The sequence below is a fragment of the Salipiger abyssi genome (assembly GCF_001975705.1).
Taxonomy (GTDB): Bacteria; Pseudomonadota; Alphaproteobacteria; order Rhodobacterales; family Rhodobacteraceae; genus Salipiger; species Salipiger abyssi.
Map to the genome: position 1 here is coordinate 4,072,870 of NZ_CP015093.1, position 25,669 is coordinate 4,098,538.

General features: G+C 66.7%; 25 protein-coding genes and 1 pseudogene. 15 read left to right on the forward strand and 11 right to left on the reverse strand.

Features of this window, described 5'->3' with window-relative positions; translation table 11 throughout:
- The first annotated feature begins 6 nt into the window (after window positions 1-6).
- The 4 genes from Ga0080574_RS26095 to Ga0080574_RS23365 all read left to right on the forward strand — a co-directional run bounded on the left by Ga0080574_RS26095 (window position 7) and on the right by Ga0080574_RS23365 (window position 2,520).
- Window positions 7-219, forward strand: a complete 213-nt coding sequence (locus Ga0080574_RS26095; RefSeq protein WP_156876438.1) for a hypothetical protein — start codon at window positions 7-9, stop codon at window positions 217-219.
- A gap of 127 nt (window positions 220-346) precedes the next feature.
- Entirely contained in the window at window positions 347-988 is a 642-nt protein-coding gene (locus Ga0080574_RS23355; RefSeq protein WP_076705295.1) for an adenosylcobinamide amidohydrolase, read from the forward strand.
- A gap of 96 nt (window positions 989-1,084) precedes the next feature.
- Entirely contained in the window at window positions 1,085-1,789 is a 705-nt protein-coding gene (locus Ga0080574_RS23360) for a DUF1194 domain-containing protein (protein WP_076705297.1), read from the forward strand.
- Window positions 1,790-1,836: 47 nt separating this feature from the next.
- On the forward strand, window positions 1,837-2,520 hold the full coding sequence (locus tag Ga0080574_RS23365) for a hypothetical protein (RefSeq protein WP_076705299.1): 684 nt from the start codon (window positions 1,837-1,839) through the stop codon (window positions 2,518-2,520).
- 302 nt (window positions 2,521-2,822) lie between these two features.
- Here the strand turns inward: Ga0080574_RS23365 and Ga0080574_RS23370 are convergent, their stop codons facing one another.
- From Ga0080574_RS23370 to Ga0080574_RS23380, 3 genes are all read right to left on the reverse strand, one after another.
- The gene (locus Ga0080574_RS23370; protein WP_076705302.1) at window positions 2,823-3,242 is read right to left on the reverse strand and encodes a L,D-transpeptidase; all 420 of its coding nucleotides are present in this window, start codon (window positions 3,240-3,242) and stop codon (window positions 2,823-2,825) included.
- Between the two features lie 19 nt (window positions 3,243-3,261).
- Window positions 3,262-3,669, reverse strand: a complete 408-nt coding sequence (locus tag Ga0080574_RS23375; protein WP_076705304.1) for a c-type cytochrome — start codon at window positions 3,667-3,669, stop codon at window positions 3,262-3,264.
- Between the two features lie 84 nt (window positions 3,670-3,753).
- A complete protein-coding gene (locus Ga0080574_RS23380) occupies window positions 3,754-5,253 on the reverse strand; it encodes a bromoperoxidase (protein WP_076705306.1) in 1,500 nt (499 codons plus the stop codon).
- Window positions 5,254-5,517: 264 nt separating this feature from the next.
- Here Ga0080574_RS23380 and Ga0080574_RS23385 point away from each other — a divergent pair, with 264 nt between their 5' ends.
- Entirely contained in the window at window positions 5,518-7,554 is a 2,037-nt protein-coding gene (locus Ga0080574_RS23385) for a S8 family serine peptidase (RefSeq protein WP_076705308.1), read from the forward strand.
- Window positions 7,555-7,650: 96 nt separating this feature from the next.
- Here the strand turns inward: Ga0080574_RS23385 and Ga0080574_RS23390 are convergent, their stop codons facing one another.
- Entirely contained in the window at window positions 7,651-8,748 is a 1,098-nt protein-coding gene (locus Ga0080574_RS23390; RefSeq protein ID WP_076705310.1) for a phosphatase PAP2 family protein, read from the reverse strand.
- Between the two features lie 197 nt (window positions 8,749-8,945).
- Between Ga0080574_RS23390 and Ga0080574_RS23395 the strand changes: the two genes are divergently transcribed.
- Window positions 8,946-10,544: an AfsR/SARP family transcriptional regulator gene (locus tag Ga0080574_RS23395; RefSeq protein WP_076705316.1), complete on the forward strand. Its 1,599-nt coding sequence runs from the start codon at window positions 8,946-8,948 to the stop codon at window positions 10,542-10,544.
- A 7-nt stretch (window positions 10,545-10,551) separates the two neighbouring features.
- On the opposite strand, the gene Ga0080574_RS23400 is transcribed toward Ga0080574_RS23395, so the two are convergent.
- A complete protein-coding gene (locus tag Ga0080574_RS23400; RefSeq protein ID WP_076705318.1) occupies window positions 10,552-11,067 on the reverse strand; it encodes a MarR family winged helix-turn-helix transcriptional regulator in 516 nt (171 codons plus the stop codon).
- Window positions 11,068-11,336: 269 nt separating this feature from the next.
- On the opposite strand from Ga0080574_RS23400, the gene ectA reads away from it, so the two are divergent.
- From ectA to Ga0080574_RS23420, 4 genes are read left to right on the forward strand one after another with little or no spacing between them, the layout of a single operon-like run.
- Window positions 11,337-11,873 (forward strand): diaminobutyrate acetyltransferase, encoded by a 537-nt coding sequence (ectA, locus tag Ga0080574_RS23405; protein WP_076705320.1) that lies wholly within the window; start codon window positions 11,337-11,339, stop codon window positions 11,871-11,873.
- Window positions 11,874-11,926: 53 nt separating this feature from the next.
- Window positions 11,927-13,201, forward strand: a complete 1,275-nt coding sequence (ectB, locus tag Ga0080574_RS23410) for a diaminobutyrate--2-oxoglutarate transaminase (RefSeq protein ID WP_076705322.1) — start codon at window positions 11,927-11,929, stop codon at window positions 13,199-13,201.
- Between the two features lie 5 nt (window positions 13,202-13,206).
- Window positions 13,207-13,599 (forward strand): ectoine synthase, encoded by a 393-nt coding sequence (locus Ga0080574_RS23415; protein WP_076705323.1) that lies wholly within the window; start codon window positions 13,207-13,209, stop codon window positions 13,597-13,599.
- 3 nt (window positions 13,600-13,602) lie between these two features.
- Window positions 13,603-15,030: an aspartate kinase gene (locus Ga0080574_RS23420; RefSeq protein WP_076705325.1), complete on the forward strand. Its 1,428-nt coding sequence runs from the start codon at window positions 13,603-13,605 to the stop codon at window positions 15,028-15,030.
- 189 nt (window positions 15,031-15,219) lie between these two features.
- Here Ga0080574_RS23420 and katG read toward each other — a convergent pair whose 3' ends face one another.
- The 3 genes from katG to Ga0080574_RS23435 all read right to left on the reverse strand — a co-directional run bounded on the left by katG (window position 15,220) and on the right by Ga0080574_RS23435 (window position 19,764).
- Complete coding sequence (gene katG / locus Ga0080574_RS23425; RefSeq protein ID WP_076705327.1) at window positions 15,220-17,394, reverse strand: catalase/peroxidase HPI; 2,175 nt, start codon at window positions 17,392-17,394, stop codon at window positions 15,220-15,222.
- 236 nt (window positions 17,395-17,630) lie between these two features.
- Window positions 17,631-18,755, reverse strand: coding sequence for an alpha/beta hydrolase (locus Ga0080574_RS23430; protein ID WP_083716932.1), 1,125 nt, complete (start codon window positions 18,753-18,755; stop codon window positions 17,631-17,633).
- Window positions 18,756-18,873: 118 nt separating this feature from the next.
- The gene (locus Ga0080574_RS23435; protein ID WP_237219310.1) at window positions 18,874-19,764 is read right to left on the reverse strand and encodes a lytic transglycosylase domain-containing protein; all 891 of its coding nucleotides are present in this window, start codon (window positions 19,762-19,764) and stop codon (window positions 18,874-18,876) included.
- 115 nt (window positions 19,765-19,879) lie between these two features.
- Between Ga0080574_RS23435 and ftsY the strand changes: the two are divergent.
- Window positions 19,880-21,201, forward strand: a pseudogene (gene ftsY, locus Ga0080574_RS23440) (signal recognition particle-docking protein FtsY).
- Window positions 21,202-21,263: 62 nt separating this feature from the next.
- Here the strand turns inward: ftsY and Ga0080574_RS23445 are convergent.
- A complete protein-coding gene (locus tag Ga0080574_RS23445) occupies window positions 21,264-21,761 on the reverse strand; it encodes an MgtC/SapB family protein (RefSeq protein ID WP_076705331.1) in 498 nt (165 codons plus the stop codon).
- A 108-nt stretch (window positions 21,762-21,869) separates the two neighbouring features.
- Here Ga0080574_RS23445 and Ga0080574_RS23450 point away from each other — a divergent pair, with 108 nt between their 5' ends.
- Together Ga0080574_RS23450 and Ga0080574_RS23455 are read left to right on the forward strand one after the other, a co-directional pair.
- A complete protein-coding gene (locus Ga0080574_RS23450) occupies window positions 21,870-22,469 on the forward strand; it encodes an inner membrane-spanning protein YciB (protein WP_076706121.1) in 600 nt (199 codons plus the stop codon).
- A 69-nt stretch (window positions 22,470-22,538) separates the two neighbouring features.
- Window positions 22,539-23,459: a PHP domain-containing protein gene (locus Ga0080574_RS23455; protein WP_076705333.1), complete on the forward strand. Its 921-nt coding sequence runs from the start codon at window positions 22,539-22,541 to the stop codon at window positions 23,457-23,459.
- Between the two features lie 19 nt (window positions 23,460-23,478).
- Here Ga0080574_RS23455 and Ga0080574_RS23460 read toward each other — a convergent pair whose 3' ends face one another.
- Complete coding sequence (locus tag Ga0080574_RS23460; protein ID WP_076705335.1) at window positions 23,479-23,919, reverse strand: YqaA family protein; 441 nt, start codon at window positions 23,917-23,919, stop codon at window positions 23,479-23,481.
- A 39-nt stretch (window positions 23,920-23,958) separates the two neighbouring features.
- Window positions 23,959-24,531 (reverse strand): LabA-like NYN domain-containing protein, encoded by a 573-nt coding sequence (locus tag Ga0080574_RS23465; RefSeq protein ID WP_076705342.1) that lies wholly within the window; start codon window positions 24,529-24,531, stop codon window positions 23,959-23,961.
- Between the two features lie 155 nt (window positions 24,532-24,686).
- Here Ga0080574_RS23465 and folK point away from each other — a divergent pair, with 155 nt between their 5' ends.
- Both folK and rpoZ read left to right on the forward strand, forming a co-directional pair.
- Window positions 24,687-25,232: a 2-amino-4-hydroxy-6-hydroxymethyldihydropteridine diphosphokinase gene (gene folK, locus Ga0080574_RS23470; RefSeq protein ID WP_076705344.1), complete on the forward strand. Its 546-nt coding sequence runs from the start codon at window positions 24,687-24,689 to the stop codon at window positions 25,230-25,232.
- 77 nt (window positions 25,233-25,309) lie between these two features.
- Window positions 25,310-25,663: a DNA-directed RNA polymerase subunit omega gene (rpoZ, locus tag Ga0080574_RS23475; protein ID WP_076705347.1), complete on the forward strand. Its 354-nt coding sequence runs from the start codon at window positions 25,310-25,312 to the stop codon at window positions 25,661-25,663.
- The last annotated feature ends 6 nt before the right edge of the window (window positions 25,664-25,669 follow it).

Genomic DNA, 25,669 nt, shown 5'->3' on the forward strand with positions numbered 1-25,669 from the left:
AGGCATATGAACGCGCCACCTACAGCCGCCGCGCCATCGCCGGCACGCGGGGTGGCGATCCGACCGGTGAACCTCTCGATTTATCCCAGCCACATCCGAAAGACCTCGACACGCGGCACCCAGCCCAGCCAAATCGCCAGCCCGATGGGGCGGGCCGGCGATGGCGCGGCGGCCTTCGGCCTTGTCCCGCGCCCGGGGCAACGCTCGGATGTCGACTGAGGGGCGGTGCTCATAGCAAGGGCATAGTGGGCAGAGTCAGCAACCGAGCACCCCACAACTCTCTCAGGGCTTGCACCTAACCTCCCAAGCAGGTTCAACACCCCGGCAGCAGATACGCGGGCCCGACATGCTCCACCTCTCCCCTCCCTGGTTCAGCCTCGATCTCGGGCAGGACATGCCCGTCCTCTCCTGGGCACCGCATAACGGCGGCCTGACCCGCGCGCGGCGCATCCTCTGGCGCGAGGTGCGCAATGCCGATCTGACCGAGACGCTCGACGTCACCGACTGGCTGCGCCGCGAGCTGGGCGCCATCAACGCATCCGATGCCGTCTGCTTTCTCACCTCCCGCAAACTCTCCGCCGCAATCACGCGCGAGCACACCGAGGGCGGGGTCACCGCAAAAGCCGTGGTCACCGCCGGGCTCTCCAATGCCGAGCGCATCGGCACGCGGCTGCCGCAGACCTGGAAGGACTGGGGCACGATCAATATCGCCCTCACCCTCTCCGCGCCCCTCACCCCGCCCGCGCGGATCGAGGCGCTGAGCCTTGTCGCCGAGGCCCGCACGACCGCCGTGATCGACACCGGCGTCACCCTGCCCACGGGCACCGCCACCGGCACGGGCACCGATTGCATCGCGGTCGCCGCACCGGAGGGCGAGATCGCCTATGCCGGCAAGCACACCGATGCCGGCCACGCCATCGGCCGCGCGGTCTATGACGCCACGCTGACCGCCGTGCAGGACTGGCTCCGCGACAGCGCCCGCTGGTGAAAACCTCACATCTGCGTCAACCGCGCCGCGCGGCGCTAGGCGCCTGCCCCGCCCCCGGCTAGCCTCTCTCCAACGCCCCGCCGAAAGAGATCCGCCATGCGCCGCACCGCCCTCGCCCTCTGCCTTCTCGCCGCCCCCGCCGCCGCGCAGGACACCGATCTGGAGCTGGTGCTGCTGGCCGATGCCTCGGGCTCGATCACGCCCGGCGAGCTGATGTTCCAGCGCGAGGGCTATGCCCAGGCGATCACCGATCCGGAGGTGCTCGCGGCCATCGGCAACACCGCCTATGGCGAGATCGCGGTGACCTATGTGGAATGGGCGGCGAACCAGGCGCAGGTGGTGGGCTGGACGCGGATCGCGGGGCCCGAGGACGCCGAAGCCTTTGCCGAAGAGCTGATGGTGCAGCCGCGCCAGGCCTATGGCCGCAACGCCATCGGCGCGGCGCTGCTGGAAGCGCTGCGGCTGATGGAGGAGAACGACATCGACGGCTGGCGCCGGGTGATCGACTTTTCCGGCGACAGCGCCGGCAACTGGTCGGGCCCGCCCATCGAGACGGCGCGCGACGCGGTGGTGGCCGAGGGCGTCACGATCAACGCGCTGCCGATCCTGCGCCCCGACGATCCGGGCCGCGCGCAGGGCGGGCTGGAGGCGATCTATGAGCAGCGCATCATCGGCGGGCTCGGCGCCTTCGTGGTCACCGCAGACAGCCGCGAGCGCTTTGCAGAGGCGGTGAAGCGCAAGCTGATCCTGGAGATCTCGCATTCGGGCATGGTGGAAAAGCGCCGGGCGCTGGCCGATTGAAGACACGGGGCTTGCGCCGATGCGCGACTCCTGCCCCTAATCCGGCCATGCGTATTCTCCTGCTCCTCCTCTGTCTGACGCTCGCCGCCTGCGGCCGCCCGCTCACCCAGAACGAGCGCGCCTTTCTGAGCGCCGTGCAGGGCGATCAGGTCGATACCTCGCGGGTGCGGTTCCATGACGGGCTGGCGGCGGGCTCGGTCACCTATCAGCGCCCGATCCGCCCGCGCCTGACCTGCATGGAGCGGATCTGGCCGCCCTCGCGCGGCGAGACGGTGACCGTCTCGCCCGGCGCCATGACGCTGTTCAACCGGGTGTTCTATCGCAAGGATCTCTACCGCGAGGATTACATGCCGCATTATCCCAAGCGGGTGGATCTGCTCGACACGATGCTGCTGGCGCATGAGATGGTGCATGTCTGGCAATGGCAGAACCGCGACCGCACCGGCTATTCGCCGCTGAAGGCCGCCACCGAACACGGGCGCTCGGAAGATCCCTATCTCTTCGATCCCGACAGCTCCGCGCGGTTTCTCGATCACGGCTACGAGCAGCAGGGCGCGATCATGGAGGAATATGTCTGCTGCCACATTCTCGACCCCGAGGCGCCGCGCACCGCGCGGCTGCGCGAGATGATCGGGGCGGAGATGCCGGTGGCGCGGCTCGACGCGGCGCTGCGCGACCCGGAGGTGCTGGTGCCCTGGGCCGGGATCCAGAGCGAGGGGATCTGCCGGTGATCGTGCCCGGGGCGGTGGGCAGATTGCCCACCCTACGAGGTCTGCGCTTTGCTTTGAGTGCGGCACCGGACGGATGTCTCCCGCAGGCGTATTTTTGAAAGAGAAGATGCGCAGGACCGCGCCCCCTGACTTTCTTCTCTTTGAAAATACGCAAATCGGCGCGAGGCCGGGCGGGCTCTGCGATTGCAGGTGGAGAGATCCGGCCCCGGCTGCCGCCACTTGGTTCCCCGCGATCAAGCGCGACCCGTAGGGTGGGCAATCTGCCCACCGTCCGACGCGTGACGCGTGACGCATAGAGCCCGCTATGGCCGGATCACAATCCGCGTCTCCGACAGCCCGACCACCTGCACCGCCTCAAAGAGCACCCGGGCGTTTTCCGGCGCCAGCCGCACGCATCCCGCCGAAGCGGGCGTGCCGAGCCGGTCCACCGCCGTGGTGCCGTGAATGGCGTAATTGCCCCGGAAGAAGATCGACCAAGGCATCGGCGCGTTGTGGTAAAGCGTCGAGTAATGCATGCGCTCCAGCGCATAAGGCGTGAAACTGCCCACCGGCGTCACCTTGCCCGCCCGCGCGGTCGAGACAGGCCAGACATAAGCGGCACCGCGGTCGAAGACCACCATCTGCTGGTCGGAGAGATCGATCTCCACCCAGAGGCTCTGCGCCTGTGCCGCCCCGGCGCTCAGCCACAGCAATAGCGCCAGCGCCGCGAACAACACCCGCATCCGCCGCCCTCCTTTGCCGTCAGTCGATTTTCTGGATCTCGCGCAGATAGGCGACCAGATCGACCACCGGCTGGGAGGTCAACACCGGTTGCCCCGAGGGCGTCTTGATCGGCACATCGAACATGCGTGCGAAGTAATCGCCATAAACCGGCATCGGCGAGCCGTGGCTGACCAGCGGGTCGCGCCCGTCGATGCGTTTCACCACGCGCTCGACCGGAAACGTGCCCCCATTGGCAGCGGCGAGCTCGGTGAGGTTCACCGGCTTGATCGTCAAAACGCCTTCCATCGGCCCGTCGCCGCGGCCTTCGAGCCCGTGGCAGGTGGCGCAATGGGTGTGATAGAGCGACCGCCCGATATCGGCATCCTGCGCCGCAGCGCCGGAGCACAGCGTCGACAAGGTTGCGAGTGTTATGATGACATTGCGCATGATCTGGCCTCCCGTTCCTGCCGCGCGAGTGTCTCACCCCCGCAGGGCGCCCGCCTTGATCCGGGTCAAGCGCAGGCGCGGAGATCACACCACGGCGAGATGGGTACTGGCGCGCAACGCCTCCATCGGCCAGGGCGCGTGGCGCCCGTCGCGGTGGAAGGTGGCATGGCCCTGCCCCTGGCCGCTCGGGTTGACGGCGATGCTCACCGGGGCCCCGTTGAAATCGGTGAAACCGAGCGCGGCGCTCTGTCCCAGCATTTCCAGCCGCTCGCGCAGCACATGGCAGGCCAGCGCCTCGCCGAGGCGCAGATCGAGATAGTTCTCGGCCTGGAAATAGCCCCCTGCCACCGAACGGGCCAGCGCGATATCTGCGGCGAGCCGGTCGGCCTCAGTGCCGATATCGACGCCGCTGCCGTCGCTGCCGACCATGCGCAGCCGGGCATGACGGCGGGTGTCGAACAGCGCCTTGAGCAGCGTCGAAAGCGCGCCTGCGATCACCGCCTGGGCGGCGTAGTCGGCACGATGCAGCGGCACGCTGCTCTTCAGCGGCGGCACCAGCAGCATCGGCACCCTGCCCGCGTCACGCCCGAAGGCACGGTTCATCCGATCGACCCAGTGCAAAAGGTTCGGCGCCTTGCCCGAGAGTTCCTCGGCGCAGCCGCGCAGCACACTCGGCTCGCCGGCCATGGGATCTTCCTGCTGCAACAGCGCCGTCAGCCGCGCCGCGAACACGCCCGGGCGGCTCAGCCGGTTGGTACGCCCATGCGCGCGCATAGCGGCGTCAAAGGCACGGTCGGCGGTTTCCGCCATCAGCGACAGGATGTTCTGCGCCGAGACCGGTGCCGCCTCGCCGGCAGCTTGCAGACCGGGGTCGAATTTCACACCCCGCGCCAGCAGCCGCAGCACCGCGTTGTAATAGATCCGGCAGGGGTGGCTCTGCTGCACCCGCGCCACCAGCTCGCGCGGCGTCGCCAGGCCCGGCGTGATCTCGTCGCCCCGGCCCGGCAGCGCCAGCGCGGCGCCGGAAAACCGCTCGATCCAGTCGAGCCAGCGCGACATCGGCGCATCGGGAGCGGGCGGCTCGGAGGGTTCGAGCTCGACCTCTCCGTCGCGGTCGGTGTGGTGAAAGGCCGAAAGCCGCAGCGCCTCGCCATTGTGCCCGACGACGCCGCGAAACAGCGAGCGCAAGGTCAGCTGACCATCGCCGTTGCGCCGCAGACCCCGGCGATGGTCAGCCTCGCCGCAGACGGTCCGGGAGCTGAAGACCGTCTCGACCGGGCCCGGAACAGGCAGCGCCTGCTCGTCGAACCATGTCAGGCTGCGCAGCTCGCAAAGCAGCTCGTGCAGCGTGAAATGCGTCGTGCCGTCGATCCAGATGCGGCAATGGGGATCCTGCATCACCGAGAACGGCAGATCACGCACCAGCGACAGCGCATAGAGTTCGGCCATTTCGGCGGCGAGCTCGGCCGGCCCCATCTCGGGCGGCGGTGGCAGTTGCAGGCTCATCGTGGGCGGCGTACCCGGTTCACGGCCACCTTCTATCACACGAAACCCTGTACGGGCGCTATCGGTCCGGACGGTCATGGTATGATCCCCTGTCGGTTTCGGCCTTGATCACGAACGCTCTGATTTACGGAACGTAAACGCAATGTGCCGACTCAGCGTGAACACACCGTGATTACACCACGAAAACAGCGTAAACTTGGCCCTGATTTGGTAAGAAATGGCCCCCGACTGCAAGGGCAGGCGCGTGAATATTGCGCAAATTCCGCGGGTTTTCTTGACGTAAAGGCCGGCTAAGGCTTTGCTTGGACCATATTTCATCCATGAATTCACGAGGAAACCGCGATGCCCCTGACATGGAGCGATGCACAGAGCGCCGATTTTCGCGACCCCTATGTCGATTTTTCCTGGATGCTGCGGCAAAGGCGCCGGCCTGCGGTGGGCGATCACATCTATCAGCCGGTCTTTATCCGGCTCAAAGGCGCCAAGCCGCGCCCCGCACGCAAGGAGCTCTTGCGCCTGATCGACGACCCGACGGCGCCGCTGCTGATGGAACCGCATGAGCGCGCCATCCTCGAAAGCCGCGCCGCCGGATCAGATCCCGATGCCGGGCTGCCGGACGAATACGCGCTCTATATCGCGCAGGGCACCGCCGCCGATGCCTATGCCGCGCTGTTCGACACGCTCGACACCGGCACGCCCGTGGCGCTCGACCCGAGCGGCACACCCGAGGCGCCCGCGCCCACCGCCGCCGCCGCACAGACCAGCGGCCAGGTGCAGCCCATCGTGGCGATCATCGACGACGGGCTCGCCTTTCTCAACGCGCGCTTCCGCAAGGACGGGCAGACACGGTTTCACGCGGTCTGGCTCCAGGCGCTGGAGCGCAGCGGCCCCGGCGCGAAATCCATGTATCTCGGCGAGGTCATGACCCGCGCCGAGATCGACGCGCTGCTCGCCAGAGGCACATCGCTGAACGAGCCGGCGGAATATGCGGCGGTGAACGCGCGGCTGGCGCGCCACGATGCGCGTCGCTCCACCGATCACGGTACCAGCCATGGCACCCATGTGCTCGACCTCGCCGCCGGGGCTGATCCGCAGGATGCCGACGACCCAGCGCGCGACTGGCCGCTGATCGGCGTGCAACTGCCGCCACAGGCGGTTGCCGATACGTCGGGCACGCGGTTCGAGAGCTACATGGTGCAGGCGATGCGCTGGATCCTGCGCCAGGCGCAGCAGATCGACCCGCGCGCGCCGGTGATCGTCAACCTGTCGATGGGCATGCTCGCCGGCCCCAAGGACGGCACTCGCTTTGCCGAATACCAGATCGCCCGCGAGGCGGCCTTCTGGGAAGAGGCCAAGGGCCAGCCGGTGCGCGTGGTCTGGTCCTTCGGCAACGACTACCGCAAGCGGCTGGTGGCGCGGTTCGACTATCCCGAGGCGCATCCCCGCAGCGCCACCGACCGCAGCATCGAGTGGGTGGTACAGCCCGGCGACCAGACCGAGAGCTTTCTGGAGCTGCGCAGCGGCGCCGGCCAGCCGCTGGACGGGCTGCACCTGGCGCTCACCACCCCCGCCGGTCTGAGCTCGGGCTTTGCGCCCCTCGCCCCGGGCGAGAGCCGCAGCCTGACGCTCGGCTCCGAGGCGGTGGCGCGGATCTATCACGTTCCCGACTACCGGCTCGACGACAATACCGTGCAGCGCGCCTATTACCTGATCGCGCTGGCCCCCACCGCCTCCTGCCATGGCGAGGCGCTGGCCCCCGCCGGTACCTGGCGGCTGGCCTGCCGGCACGTGGGCGGCGAGGCGCTGAGCCTGCATTTGCAGATCCAGCGCGACGACAGCCTCACCGGCTACCGCGCCAGGGCCCGGCAGAGCTATTTCGACAGCGCCGACGGCTATGGCTGGAACGACACCTATCTCGATCACAGCGCGCTGGAGGCCGATTGCGTCATCCGCCACGAGGGCAGCCACAATGCGCTGGCCTCCTCGACGGCGCGGCAGGTGTTTCTGGTGGGCGCGGCGCGGCAGAGCCGCGAGACGGCGCAACTGCTGCCCGCCGACTATACCGGCGAGGGTGCCGACTGGTCTGTACCCGGCCCCACCGCCGCCACCGTGGCCGACCGCAGCCGCATCCGCCCGGGCATGCAGGGCAGCGGCACGCTGAGCGGCAGCACGCGGTTCCTCAACGGCACCAGCGCCGCCGCCGGGCGGCTGACCCGGGCGCTGGCGCTGTCGCACGCGCAGCTCACCGCCAATGCCAGCGGCCCGCATAGCGACGATTTCGACCGTTCCGTGCTGACGCTGTCGCAGGTGCCCGATGCGCAGACGCCCCGGCTCGGCGCCTATGTGGTCGGGACTGAAGAGACCGTCCTCGCGGTCTGAGGCTGAGGCCTTCAAGGAAAACGGCCGGGGCGTTTGCCCCGGCCCACTCGCACCACAAGGCCGGAAAGAGCCAGCCCCCACGCGTTAAACGCTCCTTCAGGCTTCGGTCTGCGCCTCCGCCCACATATCCTTCAGCCACTCGGGCACGACCGACGAGTCGATCTGCACGGTGGATTCGGTGATCTTGTCCTGCGCCGCAAGCTCGGCGCTCAGCAGCGACAGGTTGAAATCGCCCTCATAGAGATCGCCGCGATAGACCCGCGCCGTGGTCTCGGTCTTGCCGTCGAGCAGGTTGACCAGCGCCTCGGCCATGGTCACCCCCAGCACCGCGCCGGCCATGCTGTCGGTCGGGTAATGCACCCCGGCGACGGTGCGGTTGATCGCGATCCGCTCCGCATGGCGGTAAAGCTGGTTCTGCTGTTGCAGCGCCGCGCCCGGATCGAACGCCGCCCCCTCCGCATGATCGTAGAACAGTCGGCTGAGCAGCGTCGCGCCGGCAAAGCTCTCGGTGGCGTGGCCGCTGGGCCAGGCGCCGTGGCCCGGCGTCTGGATGATCGGCTGCACCTCATAGGCCAGCGTGATCGGGCGCGGCAGGTCGAAGCCCAGCTTCACCGGCATCTCGATCCGCGTGCAGAGCCGGAACACCGCCTGAAGCAGCGCCATGGTCCATTTCGTGGCGCCCGAGGACATATAGCTGACCCCGGCAAAGAAGGACTGGATATTGCTGGTCTCGACCCGGATCTCGGTCAGCCGGTCGAAGCGCAGATCGGCGGCGGCGCGCAGATGGGGGAGCTGGGTGGTCTTGACCAGCTCCAGCCCCGGGCGGTGCAGCGTCACCAGCGGCTGGTTCTGGAAACTCACCATGCCGGTGTCGTTGGCCGCCCCGCTGCTCTGGAACTCCACCGCAAAGAGGCTCTGGATCGCCTGATCCATCACCGCGCGGCGCGGCGTGATGTCCAGCCCCCTGACCGCCTGCCAGGAACTGCGCCCCTCGACCCGGCTTTCGCGACTGGGCAGCCCGTCCCAATAGCCGACGGTGCCGTCGCGGGCGCGGCCGAGCGCCGAGCTCAATGCCGAGGAGCCGCCGCCCCCTTCGTGACCCTCATGGCCCTCATGACCTTCATGCCCCTCATGGCCTTCGTGACCCTCGTGGCCCTCATGTCCCTCGTGACCTTCATGTCCATAAATCGGCATATCGCACCTCCTCCCTCGGGAGCCAAATTCACAAAACAATCGCTTTCCTCAGGGTAAACTGGCAGAAAACACACGCAAGCGTCAAAGACTTGTCGGGTCGCTCGCGCGCGATTCACGGAGTATTCACGACAGTTGCCGCTACTGAGAGCCGGTGTTACCCTCACGTCATATCCGTGCCTCCTGAACAGGACCAAGCAATGCGCGACAGCGCGCCTATGATCCGAATTTCGGTGCTCGGCCCGCTGCGTGTGCAGTCGGCGGAGGGGTTGTCGCTGACCCCGAAAGGCGCCAAAAACCAGGCGCTTCTGGCGCTGCTTGCGCTCAGCCCCGACATGTCCCGCCCGCGCCGCTGGCTGGAGGACAAGCTCTGGAGCCAGTTCGGTCCGGAACAGGCCAGCGCCAATCTGCGCCAGGCGCTGAGCAAGCTGCGCGGCAGCTTCGGCGCCCATGACGGCGTGCTTCTCGCCGACCGCAACTCCGTCGCGCTCGACCCCTCGCGCATCACCGTCGATCTGCGCGACGACGGGTTGCCCGGCGATCTGCGCACCGAGCTGCTGGAAGGGCTCGACGCGCGCGACCCGGAATTCGAGGAATGGCTGCGCATGGAGCGCGCCGATCTCCAGACCCGGCTGTCGCGCGCGGCCCCGCAAGAGGCCAAGGGCATCCTGATCGCCTGCCGCTCCTCCGCCTCGGACGGCAACGGGCGGATCATGGGCGATGTGCTGGCCAACCAGATCGGCGAGAACATCGCCGAGCAGATCCGCGCCTGGCGACAGGCCAACGAGCCGGACCTGCCCGCGGATCTGCCGGTCAGCGACCTGTCGATCGGCTGCGATCTGGTACAGACCGATGACGGCCACAAGGTTTTCGTCAAGGGGCTGCACATGCCGACCGGGCGCATCCTCTATTCCAAGCTGCAAAGCGTCGGGCGGCTCGACGACATCCTCGGTGCCGAGGACAGCATCGCCCGGCTGGTCTTCGAGGCCGCCGACTGCATCATCGGCAAGCTGCCGCAGGTGCTCGACAGCAGCCGCCCGGAAAGCCGCGCCACGGCGCTGTCGCGGCTCAGCATGTACCGGATGTTCAGCTTCGAGCGCGACGCGCTGCGCGAGGCCTATTCGCTGCTCAAGCAGGCGCATGAGCTCGACGGCAACGGCGTCTACCTCGCCTGGAGCAGCATGGTGCGGATGATCCAGCTCATGGAGCTGCTGGAGGACGACCGCGAGGCGCTGCGCGAGGAGGCCATCGCGCTGAACTACCGCGCCATCGAGGACAGCCAGGACAATGCGCTGGTGCAGGCGCTGATCTCCAAGGTGCGCGGCACCGCGCAGCGCGACGCGGCGGGCGCCTATGAGCTGGCCGAGCGCGCGGTCGGGCGCAACGCCGCCTCTGCCTTTGCTTGGAAGTCGCTCGCCGAGGCGCATATGCTCAAGGGCGATGTGACCGCCGCCTTCGACGCCTCTGCCCGGGCGCGGGCCATCGCGCACAGCTCGCCCTTCCGGCAATGGTGGGACATGGGGCACTGCATCATCGCCATCGCCAGCAACCGCCCGCACGAGGCCATCGAGGCCGGCGAGGCAGCCGCCCGCGCGGCACCGCTCTCGCGCCCGGCGCACCGGCATCTCCTGGCGCTCTACGCGCTCGACGGGCAATTGGACAAGGCGCAGGACACGGCGGAAAAGCTGGCCAAGATCGAGCCGGGCTTTACCCTCGACCAGATCGTGAACGACGAAAGCTATCCGGTGCGGACGCTGCGCAACAAGGGGCTGCTGGAGCCGATCCGCGCCCTGCTCTGAGCCGCGCTCAGGAGGCGCGCTTGTCGGGGGTCTTGTCGGCGCTCTTGCCCGAGGAATCGAGCGCGCCGACGGTCAGCACCGGCGAGGCGTCGATATCGCGCGCATCCAGCATCGCGGCCACGCGCTCCAGCGAGGACAGCAGTTGCGCCTGCTCCCAGTCTTCCAGACGTTCGAATTCGCGGACGAAGCGCTGTTGCAGCGCGTCCGGCGCGCGTTCCAGCGTGCGCAGCCCGGCCTCGGTCAGCATCACATTGACCTGACGGCGGTCGGTCTCCGATTGCGCCCGGCGCACCATGCCGGTCTTGACGAGCTTGTCCACCAGACCGGTGATCGTCGCCTGACTCACCCCCATCTGCGTCGCCAGCGCCTTGGGCGTGGCGCTGCCGCCGCGCATCTGCACGATCTGCATCACGCGCAGTGTCGCGGGGGACACGCCGGCGGCGCTCGCCAGGTCCCTCTCATAGAGCTCCGTCGCTCGCAGAATGCGGCGCAAGGCAATCAAGCTGTCATCCGTTCGATCCATCGGACCTCGGCCTCATCAGTGTTTTGGCGGATGGTCCTTAGTTGCACAGAACGGGAGAAACCTTCAACCACCTAAGCATCTCCCGCTTTTTCTTTACGCGACTAAGGATATACCATCGAAAAAACTTTTCAAGGCCTGCGATTTTTCCCTTTATTATCAGCACATACCCGCGCAGATCGGCAAAAATCCGTTCAAAATGCTTTAGAGCTTGAAACTTTGACACGGCACCATTAGTTTATCCACCAAAGGAAAGAGAGGGACCAGACCCGATGCCGAAAGACAGCTTCACGCCCCGCAAGGACACGCTCGTGCTGCGCAAGCCCGAGTCGACCGATGGCGCCGCCATTTGGGAGCTCGTGCGCGCGTGCAAGCCACTCGACGAGAATTCCATGTACTGCAATCTCGTGCAGGCTGAGCATTTCCGCGACACTTGTGTCGTGGCCGAGTTGAATGGCGAGGTTGTCGGTTGGATTTCGGGTCACATGATCCCGAACCAGGAGGCCTTTTTTGTGTGGCAGGTCGCCGTCAGCGCCAAGGCGCGCGGACTGGGGCTTGGCCGCAAGATGCTGACGCATCTCGTCAACCGCGACGAATGCGCAGAGGCCGAATGCCTCAAGACCACCATCACCGAGGATAACGACGCCTCCTGGGGGCTCTTCCGCAGCTTCGCCCGCTCTCTCGGCGGCGAGCTCACCGACGAGCCGCATTACGAAAAAGACGTGCATTTCGACGGGCACCACGACACCGAGCACATGGTGACCATCACCCTGCCCCGCGAAGAGGCAGAGGTGCTGCGCGCGGCCTGAGCCGCGCCCGCCCGTCATTCCCCGAACATCGAGAAGACGAAAGGACGTCTCCTATGACACGCGACATCTACACGCGCCGCGAAAGCGAAGCGCGCTCCTACTGCCGTAGCTTTCCCACCAGCTTCGTGAAAGCCAGCGGCTCCATTCTCACCGACGACGAAGGCCGCGAGTATATCGACTTTCTCGCCGGCTGTTCCTCGCTGAACTACGGCCATAACGACCCCGACATGAAGGCCGCGCTGATCGAGCACATCACCGCCGACGGCGTGACCCACGGGCTCGACATGCACACCGCGCAGAAAGAAGCCTTTCTGACCGCCTTCGAGGAGATCATCCTCAAGCCGCGCGGCATGGACCACAAGGTGATGATGACCGGCCCGACCGGCACCAATGCCGTCGAGGCCGCGATGAAGCTGGCCCGCAAGGTCACCGGCCGCCACAATATCGTGGCCTTCACCAACGGCTTCCACGGCATGACCATGGGCTCGCTCGCCGCGACCGGCAATGCCGGCAAGCGCGCCGGCGGTGCGATGCCGCTTCAGGGCGTCACCCACCTGCCCTATGACGGTGCCTTCGGCGAGGGCGTGGACACGCTGAAACAGATCGAGTGGATGCTCGACAACCCGTCCTCGGGGCTCGACGCCCCCGCCGCCTTCCTGGTGGAGCCGGTGCAGGGCGAAGGCGGTCTCAACGCCGCCTCCAAGGAATGGATGCAGGGCATCGCCAAGCTCGCCAAGAAACATGGCGCGCTGCTGATTGCTGACGACATTCAGGCCGGCATTGGTCGCACCGGCACGTTCTTCTCCTTCGAGGAGTTCGGCATCGAGCCCGACCTGATCCCGATGGCGAAATCGCTCTCGGGCATGGGTCTGCCCTTTGCCGCGCTGCTGGTGAAGCCCGAACACGACATCTGGAAGCCCGCCGAGCATAACGGCACCTTCCGGGGCAACACCCACGCCTTTGTCACCGCCCGCGTGGCGCTGGAGAAATTCTGGAAAGACAATAGCTTCCAGAACGATCTTCAGGCAAAGGCCAAGCTTGTCGAGGACGGACTGACCTCCATCGCCGAGATGGTCGACGGCGCCTTTCTCAAGGGCCGCGGCCTGATGCGCGGCGTCGATGTGGGCTCGGGCGAGCTGGCCGGCGCGATCTGCGCCGAGGCCTTCAAGCGCGGCCTCATCATCGAGACATCGGGCGCCCATGACGAGGTGGTCAAGGTGCTTGCACCGCTGACCACGACGGATGAGCAGTTCGCCAAAGGGTTCGAGATCCTGCGCGACGCCACCCGTGCCGCCCTGACCGGAACCAACAAGATTGCTGCGGAGTAACCGACATGATCGTTCGCGACTTCAACAAACTGAAAAACACCGACAAATGCGTGGCCGATGCCCGCTGGACCTCGACCCGCCTGCTGCTGGCGGATGACGGCATGGGGTTCTCGTTCCACATCACCGTGATCGAGGCGGGCTCGGAACACACGTTCCACTACAAGCACCATTTCGAGAGCGTCTACTGCATGGCCGGCAAGGGCCGGATCACCGATCTCGCCACCGGCGAGACGCATGAGATCACCCCCGGCGTCATGTACGCGCTCGACAAGCACGACAAGCACACGCTTGTCGCCGACGAAGAGCTGCACCTCGCCTGCTGCTTCAACCCGCCGATCACCGGCACCGAAGTGCACCGCGAAGACGGCTCCTATGCACCGGCCGAGGAGGTGGCGTAAGCCATGGCAGAGCATACCGTTGAAAAGATCGGCGGGACGTCCATGTCCCGCCTCAACGAATTGCGCGACACGCTGCTGATCGGTGACCGCGAGGGCGCGGATCTCTATGGCCGCATTTTCGTGGTCTCGGCCTTCGGCGGTATCACCAACCTGCTGCTGGAGCACAAGAAATCCGGCGAGCCGGGGGTCTATGGCCAGTTCGCGGAATCCGACAACAGCCATGGCTGGCACGATGCGCTGAACCGCGTCGGCGACGCGATGATCGAGGCGCACAGCGCCGTGCTCGACCATCCCGCCGACATCCAGCAGGCCACCGATTTCGTGCGCACCCGCATCGACGGCGCGCGCAACTGCCTGATCGACCTCGCCCGCGTCTGCTCCTACGGGCACTTCCGCCTCTCCGAGCACATGCTGCAAACCCGCGAGCTGCTTTCCGGTCTGGGCGAGGCGCATTCCGCCTTCGTCACCGTGCAGATGCTTCAGCGCGCGGGCGTCGACGCCCGGTTCGTCGATCTCTCGGGCTGGCGCGGCGATGGCGACGTGACGCTCGAGGAACGCATCCTCGGCGCGCTCGAGGGCATCGACCCGATGACCGAGTTGCCCATCGTCACCGGCTATGCGCAGTGCAAAGAGGGCCTGATGAGCGAGTTCGACCGCGGCTATTCCGAGGTCACCTTCTCGCATCTCGCCGCCCTTACCCATGCGCGCGAGGCGATCATTCACAAGGAGTTCCACCTCTCCTCGGCCGACCCCAACCTCGTGGGCCAGGACGCGGTGCGCAAGCTTGGCCGGACCAACTATGACGTGGCCGACCAGCTCTCGAACATGGGGATGGAGGCGATCCACCCCAAGGCGGCCAAGACGCTGCGCCAGGCCGATGTGCCACTGCGGGTGACCAACGCCTTCGAGCCGAAGGATCCGGGCACGCTGATCGACGACCAGCCGGCGGAGGCTTCGGCGGTGGAGATCGTCACCGGTCTCGACATCATCGCGCTGGAGCTCTTCGAGCAGGACATGGTGGGGGTGAAGGGCTATGACGCCACGATCCTCGACGTGCTGACGCGCCACGATGTGCGCATCGTGTCCAAGGTGTCGAACGCCAACACGATCACCCACTATGTGGATGCCTCGCTCAAGAGCATGCGCCGGGTCGAGAAGGATCTGTCGAAGCTCTACCCCTCGGCGCGGATCTCGTCGCGGACGCTCGCCATGGCTTCGGTCATCGGGCGCGACCTGAACGGGCTGAGCTGCCTGCAACGCGGGCTTGTGGCCATTGCCGAGGAAGGGCTGGAAGCCATCGGCGCCAGCCAGGGGCCGCGCAATGTGGATGTGCAGTTCGTGCTGGAGCGCGAGATCCTCAAGCCGGTCATCAAGGCGCTGCACCGGACCTTTATCGAGGACGAGGCCCCGGCCATCCGCAAAGCCGCCTGAGGCCGCGCGACAGATATCAAAACGAAGGGTGGGCAATTTGCCCACCCTTTTTTATGCGCAACGGACGCCGGGCCAAGGCGTCGGGATTGAACAAAGCAAAACCCGCCCCGCGACATTGCGGAGCGGGGTGTTGAGATCCGTGAGACAGATCCATCGCGCGGCAGAGCCCCCCCTGCCGCGCCTTTTACATCACGCCAGGTCGAACCGGTCGGCGTTCATCACCTTGGTCCAGGCGGCCACGAAATCCTCGACGAATTTCCCGGCATTGTCGTCCTGGGCATAGACCTCGGCATAGGAGCGCAGGATCGCGTTCGAGCCGAAGATCAGGTCAAGCCGCGTCGCCGTCCACTTCACCGCGCCGGTCTTGCGGTCGCGGATCTCATAGATCCCGTCCGCCGCCGGCACCCATGTATAGGCCATGTCGGTCAGGTTGGTGAAGAAATCCGGGGTCAGCGCGCCCTTGCGGTCGGTCAACACGCCGTGCTCGGTGCCGCCATGGTTGGTGCCCATCGCCCGCATGCCGCCGACCAGGACGGTCATCTCCGGCGCGGTCAGCCCCATCAGCTGGGTGCGGTCGAGCATCAGCTCTTCCGGGCTCACCACGTAATCCTTCTTCAGCCAGTTGCGGTAGCCGTCATGGATCGGCTCCAGCACGTCGAAGGACTCGGCATCGGTCATCTCGTCGGTGGCATCGCCCCGGCCCGGTGCAAACGGCACCGTCACGTCGAAGCCCGCCGCCTTGGCGGCCTGCTCGACACCGAGATTGCCCGCCAGCACGATCACGTCGGCGACGCTCGCGCCGGTTTCCGCCGCGATCGGCTCCAGCACCGAGAGCACCCGCGCCAGACGCTCGGGCTCATTGCCCTCCCAGTCCTTCTGCGGGGCGAGACGGATGCGCGCGCCATTGGCGCCACCGCGCATGTCAGAGCCGCGATAGGTCCGTGCGCTGTCCCAGGCGGTGCTCACCATGTCCGGGACCGAGAGGCCGGCGGCGGCGATCTTGGCCTTCACCGCGTCGACATCGTAGGAGGTCGAGCCCTCGGGAACCGGATCCTGCCAGATCAGGTCTTCCGCCGGCACGTCGGGGCCGACATAGCGCACCTTGGGGCCCATGTCGCGGTGGGTCAACTTGAACCAGGCGCGCGCGAAGGTGTCCTTGAAATACTCCGGATCGGCCATGAATTTCTGGCAGATCTCGTTGTAGATCGGGTCCATCTTCATCGCCATGTCGGCGTCGGTCATCATCGGATTGCGGCGCTTGCTCGGGTCGGTGGCGTCGACCGGCTTGTCCTCTTCCTTGATGTCCACCGGCTCCCACTGGTAGGCGCCTGCGGGCGATTTCCGCAGCTCCCATTCATGGCCGAAGAGCATGTCGAAGAAGCCCATGTCGAACTTCGTCGGCTCCGAGGTCCAGGCACCTTCGAGGCCCGAGGTCACCGCATTGGCGGCCTTGCCGTGCATGTTCGGGTTGGCCCAGCCCATGCCCTGCATCTCGGGGCCTGCCGCTTCGGGATCGGGGCCGAGCGCCTCGGCATCGCCATTGCCGTGGGTCTTGCCGACGGTATGGCCACCGGCGGTCAGCGCGGCGGTTTCCTCGTCGTTCATCGCCATCCGCGCAAAGGTCTCGCGCACCTGGGCGGCGGTCTTCAGCGGATCGGGCGTGCCGTTCACCCCCTCGGGATTCACATAGATCAGGCCCATCTGCACGGCGGCCAGCGGGTTTTCCATGGTCGAGGGATCGTCGACATTGTCGTAGCGCTCGTCCGACGGCGCCAGCCATTCCTTCTCGGCGCCCCAGTAGGTGTCTTTCTCGGGATGCCAGATATCCTCGCGACCGAAGCCGAAGCCGAAGGTCTTCAACCCCATCGACTCATAGGCCATGTTGCCGGCAAGGATGATCAGATCGGCCCAGCTCACCGCGTTGCCGTATTTCTTCTTGATCGGCCAGAGCAGACGCCGCGCCTTGTCGAGCGAGACGTTGTCGGGCCAGGAGTTCAGCGGCGCGAAACGCTGGTTGCCGGTGCCGCCACCGCCACGCCCGTCGGCGAGACGATAGGAGCCCGCCGCGTGCCAGGCCATGCGGATCATCAGACCGCCGTAATGGCCCCAGTCCGCCGGCCACCAGTCCTGGCTTTCGGTCATCAGCGCCTTGACGTCGGCTTTCAGCGCCTCGACATCGAGCGATTTCAGCGCTTCGCGATAGTCGAAGCTCTTGCCCATCGGGTCCGTCTTGGTGTCGTGCTGATGCAGGATGTCGAGGTTGAGCGCATTGGGCCACCAGTCCATCACCGTGGTGCCGAGCGCGGTCATCCCGCCATGCATCACCGGGCATTTGCCGCCCGTGTTCACATTGTTTCCGTCCATCTTGGTTGTCCTCCGGACTCGCTGCGTTAGCCGTTGCAAGGGAACAGGGCCGGCGCCTCCCGAGCCTTGCGGCATCTGGGTCAGGCCCGGATCCTCCTCCCTTCCTGGAATCGTTCTAACACGGCGAAACAATAACGTATAATTTCATTTTCTTACTTATACGATAAGTTTTCCAAATAGAGGCGCGCGCAATGCCCCTGCCCCAAAAGCCGGACGCGCCGGCCTGCGGCGGGTCTTCAGTTGGCGCCCAGCGAGGTACCTACCTGAACGATGCCGGTGCCCAGTGAATCCAGCACATAGCTGCCCGCCACCGTCACCGCCTCGATGGTGCCGCCATCGTTGCGCAGCACCTGGTACATGCGCGCCAGCCGGAGGAAGCGGGAATGACGCAGCGGGCTTTCCGGCTCCACCGTCGAGATGTCGATGAGCTGCACCTGCGCCTCGCGCGCGGCGCGCTCGACCACCGGGTTCTCCACATCCACCGCCCCCAGCCGGGGGCGTTTGGTCGAGAGCGCCGAGGACAGCGCCAGCGCCCGGTCGTCCTTGGCCACCAGCACGCTGATCGGCCGGTCGAGCGGCCCCAGAGACCTCAGCTGTTCGCGGAACACCAGCACGTCGATATCCGGCGCGATGAGCACCACATCGGTGTCGCGCACCTCCTGCCGCTCGCCGCGCAGCGCCATGGTGCGCAGGGCCTCCATCGACAGCCAGCTTCCCATGGAATGCGCCAGCAGCAGCGTCTTGCCGTTCAGCCGCCCGAGATCCGACAGCAGCGTGGCCAGCGCATCACGCGACCAGAGCGCCTCCTGCCGGTCGGCCACATATTCCAGAGCGCCGGCTTTCGAGGGCCAAGAGAACAGCACCGGCGGCGTTTCCACCCCCGCCTCATGGCCGAGCTTGGCAAGCCGCAGCAGCGCCTCGGGAAAGCTGTAATTGAAGCCATGCACGAAGACGAGCGTCTCGGGATTGGGCAGCCGTGCCCTGTCCTGCGCCAGCCGCGCCATCAGGCTCGCCCGGTCGAGTCGGCCATGCCCGACGATGAGGTAATCATGCTCGGGATCGGGCGCGCCGTCGCGCCAGTAGATGCCCCGTTCGCGCGGATTCGGCGGAATCGAGACATCGAACCAGCGATAGCTGACGCCGATGGCCGGCGCGCCCGAAAAGCCGATGGCCGGCGGCGCCATCGGCGCCCGCGTGGTCGCCACATAGACCCGCACCACCTCCGCCTCGGGCGGCGGGTCGGCGGGGATCAGCGATTCCGGCCCCGGACGCGGCGAACAGGCCGCGACGAAGAAAAGCAGCGCCATCAGCAGATGACGCCACAGGCCCGGTCTTTCCACGATGTTGCCGTCGTTGCGCAAGAGGCCTCCCGACTCGTGTCCGCCCGCCCTGCATAACCTTCGGCGATGACAGCGAAAAGACAACCGCGCGTTTCATGCGGCTTCCCGAATTCGTGAGGCGCCTGCCCCGGCTCAGCCTTCAGCGATTGCCATAGACCGCGCAGACGCAGCCCTGCGCCTTGAGCTTCACGCAGTAGCGCCAGGCGGTATCGCGGTCGTCGCGCCCGATCCGCGCCATCCAGTATCCGCCCTTCGGGCTCGCGCGGCTCTTCTGCCAGATCAGATCCGGCTCCTCCCCCGCGACCAGCGCGGCGCAACGCTGCGTGCGGGCGCGGTATTGCTCCAGCGCCCGGTCCTTTGTGGTACCAAAGGCGAGCTGCACGCCCCAGGGTTTGAGGTCGGGCTCGGGCGCGGGATAGGCGGTCAGGCGCCGGTCACGGGCGAGCTCATGGCAGGACGGCGCAAAGGGCTTGCCGGGCTGGAGGCTGAAATCATGCGTCTCGGGCGGCGCTTCGGCCCAGGTCTCGGCGGGCAGCCCGGTGATGATGCGCACGTAGTTCACCGTCTCGCGCGGCAGCGACGCGCCGCTTGCGACCAGCGCATCGGCGCGCCGCTCGCCGCCGTTATAGGCCACCGCCGCCAGCCCCTGATTGCCGTAGCGCCGTCGTAGCTCGCCGAGATATTCGGCGGAATATTCCATCGCTTCGGCGGGGTTATAGGCATCGGTCAGCCCGCGCAGCGCGGCGGTGGAGGGGATGAACTGCGCGATGCCCTGGGCGTTGGCATGGCTGCGCGCGTTCGGGTCGAAGCGGCTTTCCTGCCAGAGCAACCGGGCGAAGAACCCCGGATCGACGCCGTGGCGCAGGGCAAAGCGCTCGATGGCCTGGCAGGTGTCGAACACCGCCTGGCTGGGGCGGATGCACAATACCGGGCCGAACGCGCCGCGCGAACAGAGCGTGCCGGGCTCGGAAAGCGGCGGCAGCGCGCCGGCCCTTAGCGGCGCCGCCAGTATCAGAAACCCGAAAAGCATCGCCGCCCGCCACATGCGTTCACTTGGCCCCGGCGGTGCGTGGAGGTCAACTCACACTTTTCACCGGGGCGGCGGCGTATTAGGTGGGTAGCACGGCAGGTGAAGGGTCCGGTCCATGTCATTCTTCGGCAAGCTCAAGAGCAAGCTGTTCAAATCCTCCTCGAAACTCGAGGAAGGCCTCGACGCCATCGTGCAGGAGGGCGGCAGCGAAGACGCGCCCGATCCGGCGCCCGAGCGCCCCGACGACGTGCCGCCGCCTCCGGTGGAGACGCCGCCCGCGCCGGAAGAGGTTCCGGGCCGCCCCGACGAGGCGCCCCCGGGGGCGCCCGAGGAGGTGCCCCCGCGCAGGATCCGGCGCCGGACCTGCCCGGCACGGAGCCCGCGCCCGGGCCCGGCCCGGATGTGGTGCCGCCCGCCGACCCGATCCCCGAGCCCGCGCCGGAGATCGCGCCGCCCACGCCGCAGGAAATGCCCGCGCCGCTCGATCCCAGCCCGATCGCGCCGCCGCCGGAGACACCGACCGGTCCGCCCTCCGAGAGCCGCAAACCCGGCCTGCTGGGCCGTCTGCTCGGGCGCGAGACGCCGGACGCGCCGGTGCTGCGCCGCACGCTCGACGACGAGATGCTGGAAAGCCTGGAGGAGCTGCTCATCGCCTCCGACATGGGCGTCGACACCGCACTGCGGGTGAGTTCCAATATCGCCGAAGGGCGCTATGGCAAGCGCGTCTCCACCGAGGAGATCAAGCAGCTTCTGGCCGGCGAGGTCGCCCGCATCATGGAGCCCGTCGCCCGCCCGCTGCCGCTCTATCCGAAAAAACCGCAGGTGGTGCTGGTCGTGGGCGTCAACGGCTCCGGCAAGACCACCACCATCGGCAAGCTGGCGAGCCAGTTCCGCGCCGCCGGCAAATCCGTGGTGATCGCCGCCGGTGACACCTTCCGCGCCGCCGCCGTCGAGCAGCTTCAGGTCTGGGGGGAACGCGCCGGCGTTCCGGTGCTGACCGCGCCCGAGGGCTCCGACCCGGCCAGCCTCGCCTTCGACGCGATGACCAAGGCGCAGGCCGAGGGTGCCGATCTGCTGATGATCGACACCGCCGGGCGTTTGCAGAACCGGCAGGATCTGATGGAGGAGCTGGCCAAGATCGTCCGCGTCATCCGCAAGAAGGACCCCGACGCGCCGCATAACACGCTGCTGGTGCTGGATGCCACGACTGGGCAGAACGCGCTCAATCAGGTGGATATCTTCCGTCAGGTGGCAGATGTCTCAGGGCTGGTGATGACCAAGCTCGACGGCACCGCCAAGGGCGGCGTGCTGGTGGCGCTGGCCGACCGCTTCGGCCTGCCGATCCACGCCATCGGGGTGGGCGAGCAGATCGACGATCTGGCGCCCTTCGATCCCGAGGAGTTTGCCGCCGCGCTCACCGGTCTCGACCGCGGCTGAGCCGGGCGGCAACTCTTTTCGAAAAGAGTTGCAAATTCCTTTGAAGGAATTTGCGATCACGCCTAGTCGTGATGTTTGTCCCGGGGCCAGACCCGCGTCTCCAGCGCGCGCAACACCACCAGCACCACCAGCACGATGGCGGTGGCCATGGCGGCGAGCGGCATCTGCCCCGCACCGCAGCCCAGCCCGATGGCCCCCGCCAGCCAGAGCGAGGCGCCGGTGGTGATGTTCTTCACCTCGCCGCCGGATTTGAAGATGATCCCGGCCGCCAGAAAGGCCACGCCGGCGGTCACCGCCTCGATCATCCGCAGCGGGTCGTTGCGCTGCTCGCCGCTGCCGCCGAAATCCAGCGCCGCCAGCTCGCGCCCGAGGATCACAAAGAGACAGGCGGCCACCGAGACCAGGATATGCGTGCGCAGCCCCGCCGGCTGGCGGCGCCATTCGCGCTCGGCGCCGATCAGCCCGGCGAGCCCCATCGCAGCGACGAGCCGCAGCAGGGCGACGGGGGCGGGCACGGCGGAAAAGCTCCGCCCGAATTCGGAAAGGATCGTCTCGTTCATGTCACCTCGCAACGGGGATGTGACAAGAACCTACCACACCCGCCCGGAGTTCCCATTGAGATGCGCCGCCGCAGCGTCTATCTCTGCCGCAGGCAATCGGAGAGGCGCATGGCCGCGAAACAGATCAACCCCTTCCTGAAATCGGCGCTGGAGATCGGCCCGATCCTGGTGTTCTTCGCCGCCTATCTGCTGCTCAAGGACCGCGTCTTCACCATCGCGGGCACCGAGTATCAGGGCTTTATCCTGGTCACCGCCGGGTTCATCCCGCTGATACTCGTCTGCACCGCGGCGCTGTGGAAGCTCACCGGCCATCTCAGTCCGATGCAGATCGTCACCGCCGTGCTGATCGTGGTGTTCGGCGGGCTCTCGGTCTGGCTCAACGACGAGCGCTTCTTCAAGATGAAGCCGACGCTGATCTACCTGCTCTTCGGCTCCGCGCTCGGCATCGGGCTGCTGCGCGGCGAAAGCTATCTGCGCAGCGTCATGGAGGGGCTGATGCCGCTCAAGCGCGAGGGCTGGATGATCCTGACCCGCCGCGTCACCGCACTGTTCTTTGGCCTCGCGGTGCTGAACGAAGCGATCTGGCGCACGATGAGCACCGAGACCTGGGTCTATTTCAAGACCTTCGGCCTCACCGCCGCGATCTTCGTCTTCTTCATGACCCAGAGCGGGCTTTTCAAGCGCTACGGGCTCGAACAGCCCGACTGAGGCCGCGCGCCCGCTGTCATGAAACCGTCGCGCCCCGCCGCTATCGCGGGGCGACGACAGGAGACAGCCATGGCGCTTTCGGCATTCACCGCTCCGGGCCGGTTCTGGCGCGGCAATCTGCACACCCATTCCGACCGCTCCGACGGCGTGCTGCCGCCGCAGGAGGTCTGCCGCCGATATCAGGCGGAGGGCTATGATTTCATTGCGCTGACCGATCATTTCATCGGCGCCTATGGCTATCCGATCACCGACACGACGCCGTTCCGCAGCAACAACTTCACCACGATCCCCGGTGCCGAGCTCCATTCCGGCGCCATGGCGAATGGCGAGCTCTGGCACATCCTCGCGGTGGGTCTGCCGGAGGATTTCACCGCGCCTGATGCGCCCGGCTTTCACCCGGTCGCGGGGCAGGAAAGCGGGCCCGAGATCGCCGCGCGGGCACGGGCTGCCGGAGCTTTCGTGGCCATCGCGCATCCGCAATGGTCGGGGCTGACGCTGGCGGATGCGCGCAGCATCGACGCGGCGCATGCGGTGGAGATCTACAACCACGGCTGCGCCACGGGCTGCGACCGGGCGGACGGCGCGCATACCGCCGATCTGCTGCTGAGCGAGGGGCGGCGGCTGAGCCTGATCGCCACCGATGACGCGCATTTCTCCGAGCCCGATCATTTCGGCGGCTGGGTCATGGTCAAGGCCGAGGCGAACGATCCGGAGCTTCTGCTCGACGCGCTGAAACGCGGCGATTTCTACTCCAGCCAGGGGCCGGAGCTGCGCGGCGTGACGTTGGAGCGCGATGCGGTGCGGGTGGAATGCTCGGCGGTCTCCACGGTGATCGTGCAGGGCCATGGTTCGGCGGCAACGGCGCAGCATGGCGCGTCGATGACAGGCGCCGAGCTGCCTCTGGAGCGGCTCCGCAACAGCCCGTGGCTGCGGGTGACGGTGATCGACCGGGCGGGCAAACGGGCCTGGTCGAACCCGATCTGGCGATAGCGCGCGTTGCCCTACCGCCCTACCCCATGGCGGTTGCCGTAGCCCAGGCGAGCACCAGATAGCGCCCGGTCTTGGCCAGGCTCACCAGCACCAGAAAGACCAGCCAGTGGGTGCGCATGATCCCCGCGACCACCGTAAAGGCATCGCCCAGCGGCGCCCAGCTCAGCAGCAGTGTCCAGACGCCCCAGCGGGCATAGAACCGCTGCGCCCGGTCGAGCTGCGCCTCGCTGGCCGGAAACCAGCGGCGATGACGGAAATGCTCGACCCAGAGGCCCAGAAAGTAGTTGACCACGGCACCGAGAATATTGCCGATGCTCGCCACCAGCACGATCATCGACAGCGGCGCCGCCTGCCCCAGCTGCATTCCGACAAAGACCACCTCGGACTGGAACGGCAGGATCGTGGCGGCCCCGAAGGCCGCAAGAAAGAGGCCGCCGAGTGCGGCGGCCTCAGACAACATTGGCGAGGGCCTTCATCCCCATGATGCCCCGCCCAACGCTCAGTGGCCGCTGGCCACCTCGAAGTTGCGCTCCGCCTGCTGTTCGCGCGGCGGGCGACCGATGACTTCGCGCAGCTCGTCGAGCTCGATGAAGTTGTCGGCCTGGCGGCGCAGCTCGTCGGCGATCATCGGCGGCTGGCTGCGGATGGTCGAAACCACCGAAACCCGCACGCCCTGACGCTGAAGGCTTTCCACCAGCGGGCGAAAATCGCCGTCACCCGAAAACAGCACGATGTGATCGACGCGCGGGGCCAGCTCCATGGCATCGACCGTGAGTTCGATGTCCATATTGCCCTTCACCTTACGGCGGCCCTGGCTATCGGTATATTCCTTGGCGGGCTTCGTCACCATCGTGAAACCATTGTAATGCAGCCAGTCCACCAGCGGGCGGATCGGCGAATACTCGTCATTTTCCAACAGGGCGGTGTAGTAAAACGCGCGCACCATTTTGCCGCGGCGCACGAATTCCTGGCGCAGCAGCTTATAGTCGATGTCGAACCCGAGCGCCTTGGCGGCGGCATACAGATTCGACCCGTCTATGAACAGCGCCAGCCGTTCGTCCTTGTAAAACATAAAATGTCCTTTCAGCAATTGGACGCGCCCGAGTGTCCGTGAGTGTGTAATAGGTGGCACGACCGATCTAAGGAGATTAAGACTTTTGCGCGGCGATTCAAGCCGGCATACATAAGAAGAAAGGTATCCGAAACTTGGCTTTCGGACAAGGAATCATGATCGCGCTCGGCGCGAACCTGCCCTCGGCGGCGGGCGGACCCGCCGACACGCTGCGCGCGGCGCTGGCGGATCTGCCGCGCCACAGTCTGGCGCTGCGCGATGTGAGCCGGTTCTACGCAACCCCTTGCTTTCCCGAGGGGGCCGGTCCCGATTACGTCAATGCCTGTGCCCTCCTCGACGGACCGGACGACCCCGAAAAGGTGCTCGCCGCGCTGCATGCGATCGAGGCGGAACACGGTCGCGCACGCCTTCAGCGCTGGGGCAGCCGCAGCCTCGATCTCGACCTTCTGGCGATGGGAGACACGGTTTTGCCGGACGCGACGTCACAGGCTGAATGGCGCAGCCTGCCGCTACGGGAACAAGGCCGGCGCAGCCCGGAGCGGCTGATTCTTCCGCATCCGCGCATTCAGGACCGCGCCTTTGTGCTGGTACCGCTCTGCGATATCGCCCCCGACTGGCGCCACCCGCTGCTCGGCCAGAGCGTGCGCGCGCTCTGCGACGCCCTGCCCGAGGCCGACCGCGCCGCCGTCCGGCCGCTCTAGGCGAATCGTGCTTGTATTCCTTACCCGTGCACGTTAGAAATTCACTTTCTGACGGCTAACCCGATAGGTGATCCCATATGGCCCGCGTGACGGTAGAAGATTGCGTCGACAAGGTTCCCAACCGCTTCGAGCTGGTGATGCTCGCAGCGCATCGCGCCCGCGAGATCTCGTCCGGCGCCGGGATCACGGTCGAACGCGACAACGACAAGAACCCGGTCGTTGCTCTGCGTGAAATCGCCGAGGAGACCCAGTCCGCAGACGAGCTCAGAGAGCGTCTGATCGAGTCCAACCAGACCCAGATCGAGGTGGACGAGCCCGAGGAAGACAGCATGGCGCTGCTCATGGGTGCCGAGCAGGACAAGCCGGCCGATGACGACATGTCGGAAGAAAAGCTCCTGCGCGCGCTGATGGAGGCTCAGGGAGAGAGCTGAGGCCCG

Bases quoted from the DNA above. Each gene is read 5' to 3' on its own strand.
- Ga0080574_RS26095 (WP_156876438.1), top strand. From the start codon at position 7: ATGAACGCGCCACCTACAGCCGCCGCGCCATCGCCGGCACGCGGGGTG.
- Ga0080574_RS23355 (WP_076705295.1), top strand. From the start codon at position 347: ATGCTCCACCTCTCCCCTCCCTGGTTCAGCCTCGATCTCGGGCAGGAC.
- Ga0080574_RS23360 (WP_076705297.1), top strand. From the start codon at position 1,085: ATGCGCCGCACCGCCCTCGCCCTCTGCCTTCTCGCCGCCCCCGCCGCC.
- Ga0080574_RS23365 (WP_076705299.1), top strand. From the start codon at position 1,837: ATGCGTATTCTCCTGCTCCTCCTCTGTCTGACGCTCGCCGCCTGCGGC.
- Ga0080574_RS23370 (WP_076705302.1), bottom strand. From the start codon at position 3,242: ATGCGGGTGTTGTTCGCGGCGCTGGCGCTATTGCTGTGGCTGAGCGCC.
- Ga0080574_RS23375 (WP_076705304.1), bottom strand. From the start codon at position 3,669: ATGCGCAATGTCATCATAACACTCGCAACCTTGTCGACGCTGTGCTCC.
- Ga0080574_RS23380 (WP_076705306.1), bottom strand. From the start codon at position 5,253: ATGACCGTCCGGACCGATAGCGCCCGTACAGGGTTTCGTGTGATAGAA.
- Ga0080574_RS23385 (WP_076705308.1), top strand. From the start codon at position 5,518: ATGCCCCTGACATGGAGCGATGCACAGAGCGCCGATTTTCGCGACCCC.
- Ga0080574_RS23390 (WP_076705310.1), bottom strand. From the start codon at position 8,748: ATGCCGATTTATGGACATGAAGGTCACGAGGGACATGAGGGCCACGAG.
- Ga0080574_RS23395 (WP_076705316.1), top strand. From the start codon at position 8,946: ATGCGCGACAGCGCGCCTATGATCCGAATTTCGGTGCTCGGCCCGCTG.
- Ga0080574_RS23400 (WP_076705318.1), bottom strand. From the start codon at position 11,067: ATGGATCGAACGGATGACAGCTTGATTGCCTTGCGCCGCATTCTGCGA.
- ectA (WP_076705320.1), top strand. From the start codon at position 11,337: ATGCCGAAAGACAGCTTCACGCCCCGCAAGGACACGCTCGTGCTGCGC.
- ectB (WP_076705322.1), top strand. From the start codon at position 11,927: ATGACACGCGACATCTACACGCGCCGCGAAAGCGAAGCGCGCTCCTAC.
- Ga0080574_RS23415 (WP_076705323.1), top strand. From the start codon at position 13,207: ATGATCGTTCGCGACTTCAACAAACTGAAAAACACCGACAAATGCGTG.
- Ga0080574_RS23420 (WP_076705325.1), top strand. From the start codon at position 13,603: ATGGCAGAGCATACCGTTGAAAAGATCGGCGGGACGTCCATGTCCCGC.
- katG (WP_076705327.1), bottom strand. From the start codon at position 17,394: ATGGACGGAAACAATGTGAACACGGGCGGCAAATGCCCGGTGATGCAT.
- Ga0080574_RS23435 (WP_237219310.1), bottom strand. From the start codon at position 19,764: ATGCTTTTCGGGTTTCTGATACTGGCGGCGCCGCTAAGGGCCGGCGCG.
- Ga0080574_RS23445 (WP_076705331.1), bottom strand. From the start codon at position 21,761: ATGAACGAGACGATCCTTTCCGAATTCGGGCGGAGCTTTTCCGCCGTG.
- Ga0080574_RS23450 (WP_076706121.1), top strand. From the start codon at position 21,870: ATGGCCGCGAAACAGATCAACCCCTTCCTGAAATCGGCGCTGGAGATC.
- Ga0080574_RS23455 (WP_076705333.1), top strand. From the start codon at position 22,539: ATGGCGCTTTCGGCATTCACCGCTCCGGGCCGGTTCTGGCGCGGCAAT.
- Ga0080574_RS23460 (WP_076705335.1), bottom strand. From the start codon at position 23,919: ATGTTGTCTGAGGCCGCCGCACTCGGCGGCCTCTTTCTTGCGGCCTTC.
- Ga0080574_RS23465 (WP_076705342.1), bottom strand. From the start codon at position 24,531: ATGTTTTACAAGGACGAACGGCTGGCGCTGTTCATAGACGGGTCGAAT.
- folK (WP_076705344.1), top strand. From the start codon at position 24,687: ATGATCGCGCTCGGCGCGAACCTGCCCTCGGCGGCGGGCGGACCCGCC.
- rpoZ (WP_076705347.1), top strand. From the start codon at position 25,310: ATGGCCCGCGTGACGGTAGAAGATTGCGTCGACAAGGTTCCCAACCGC.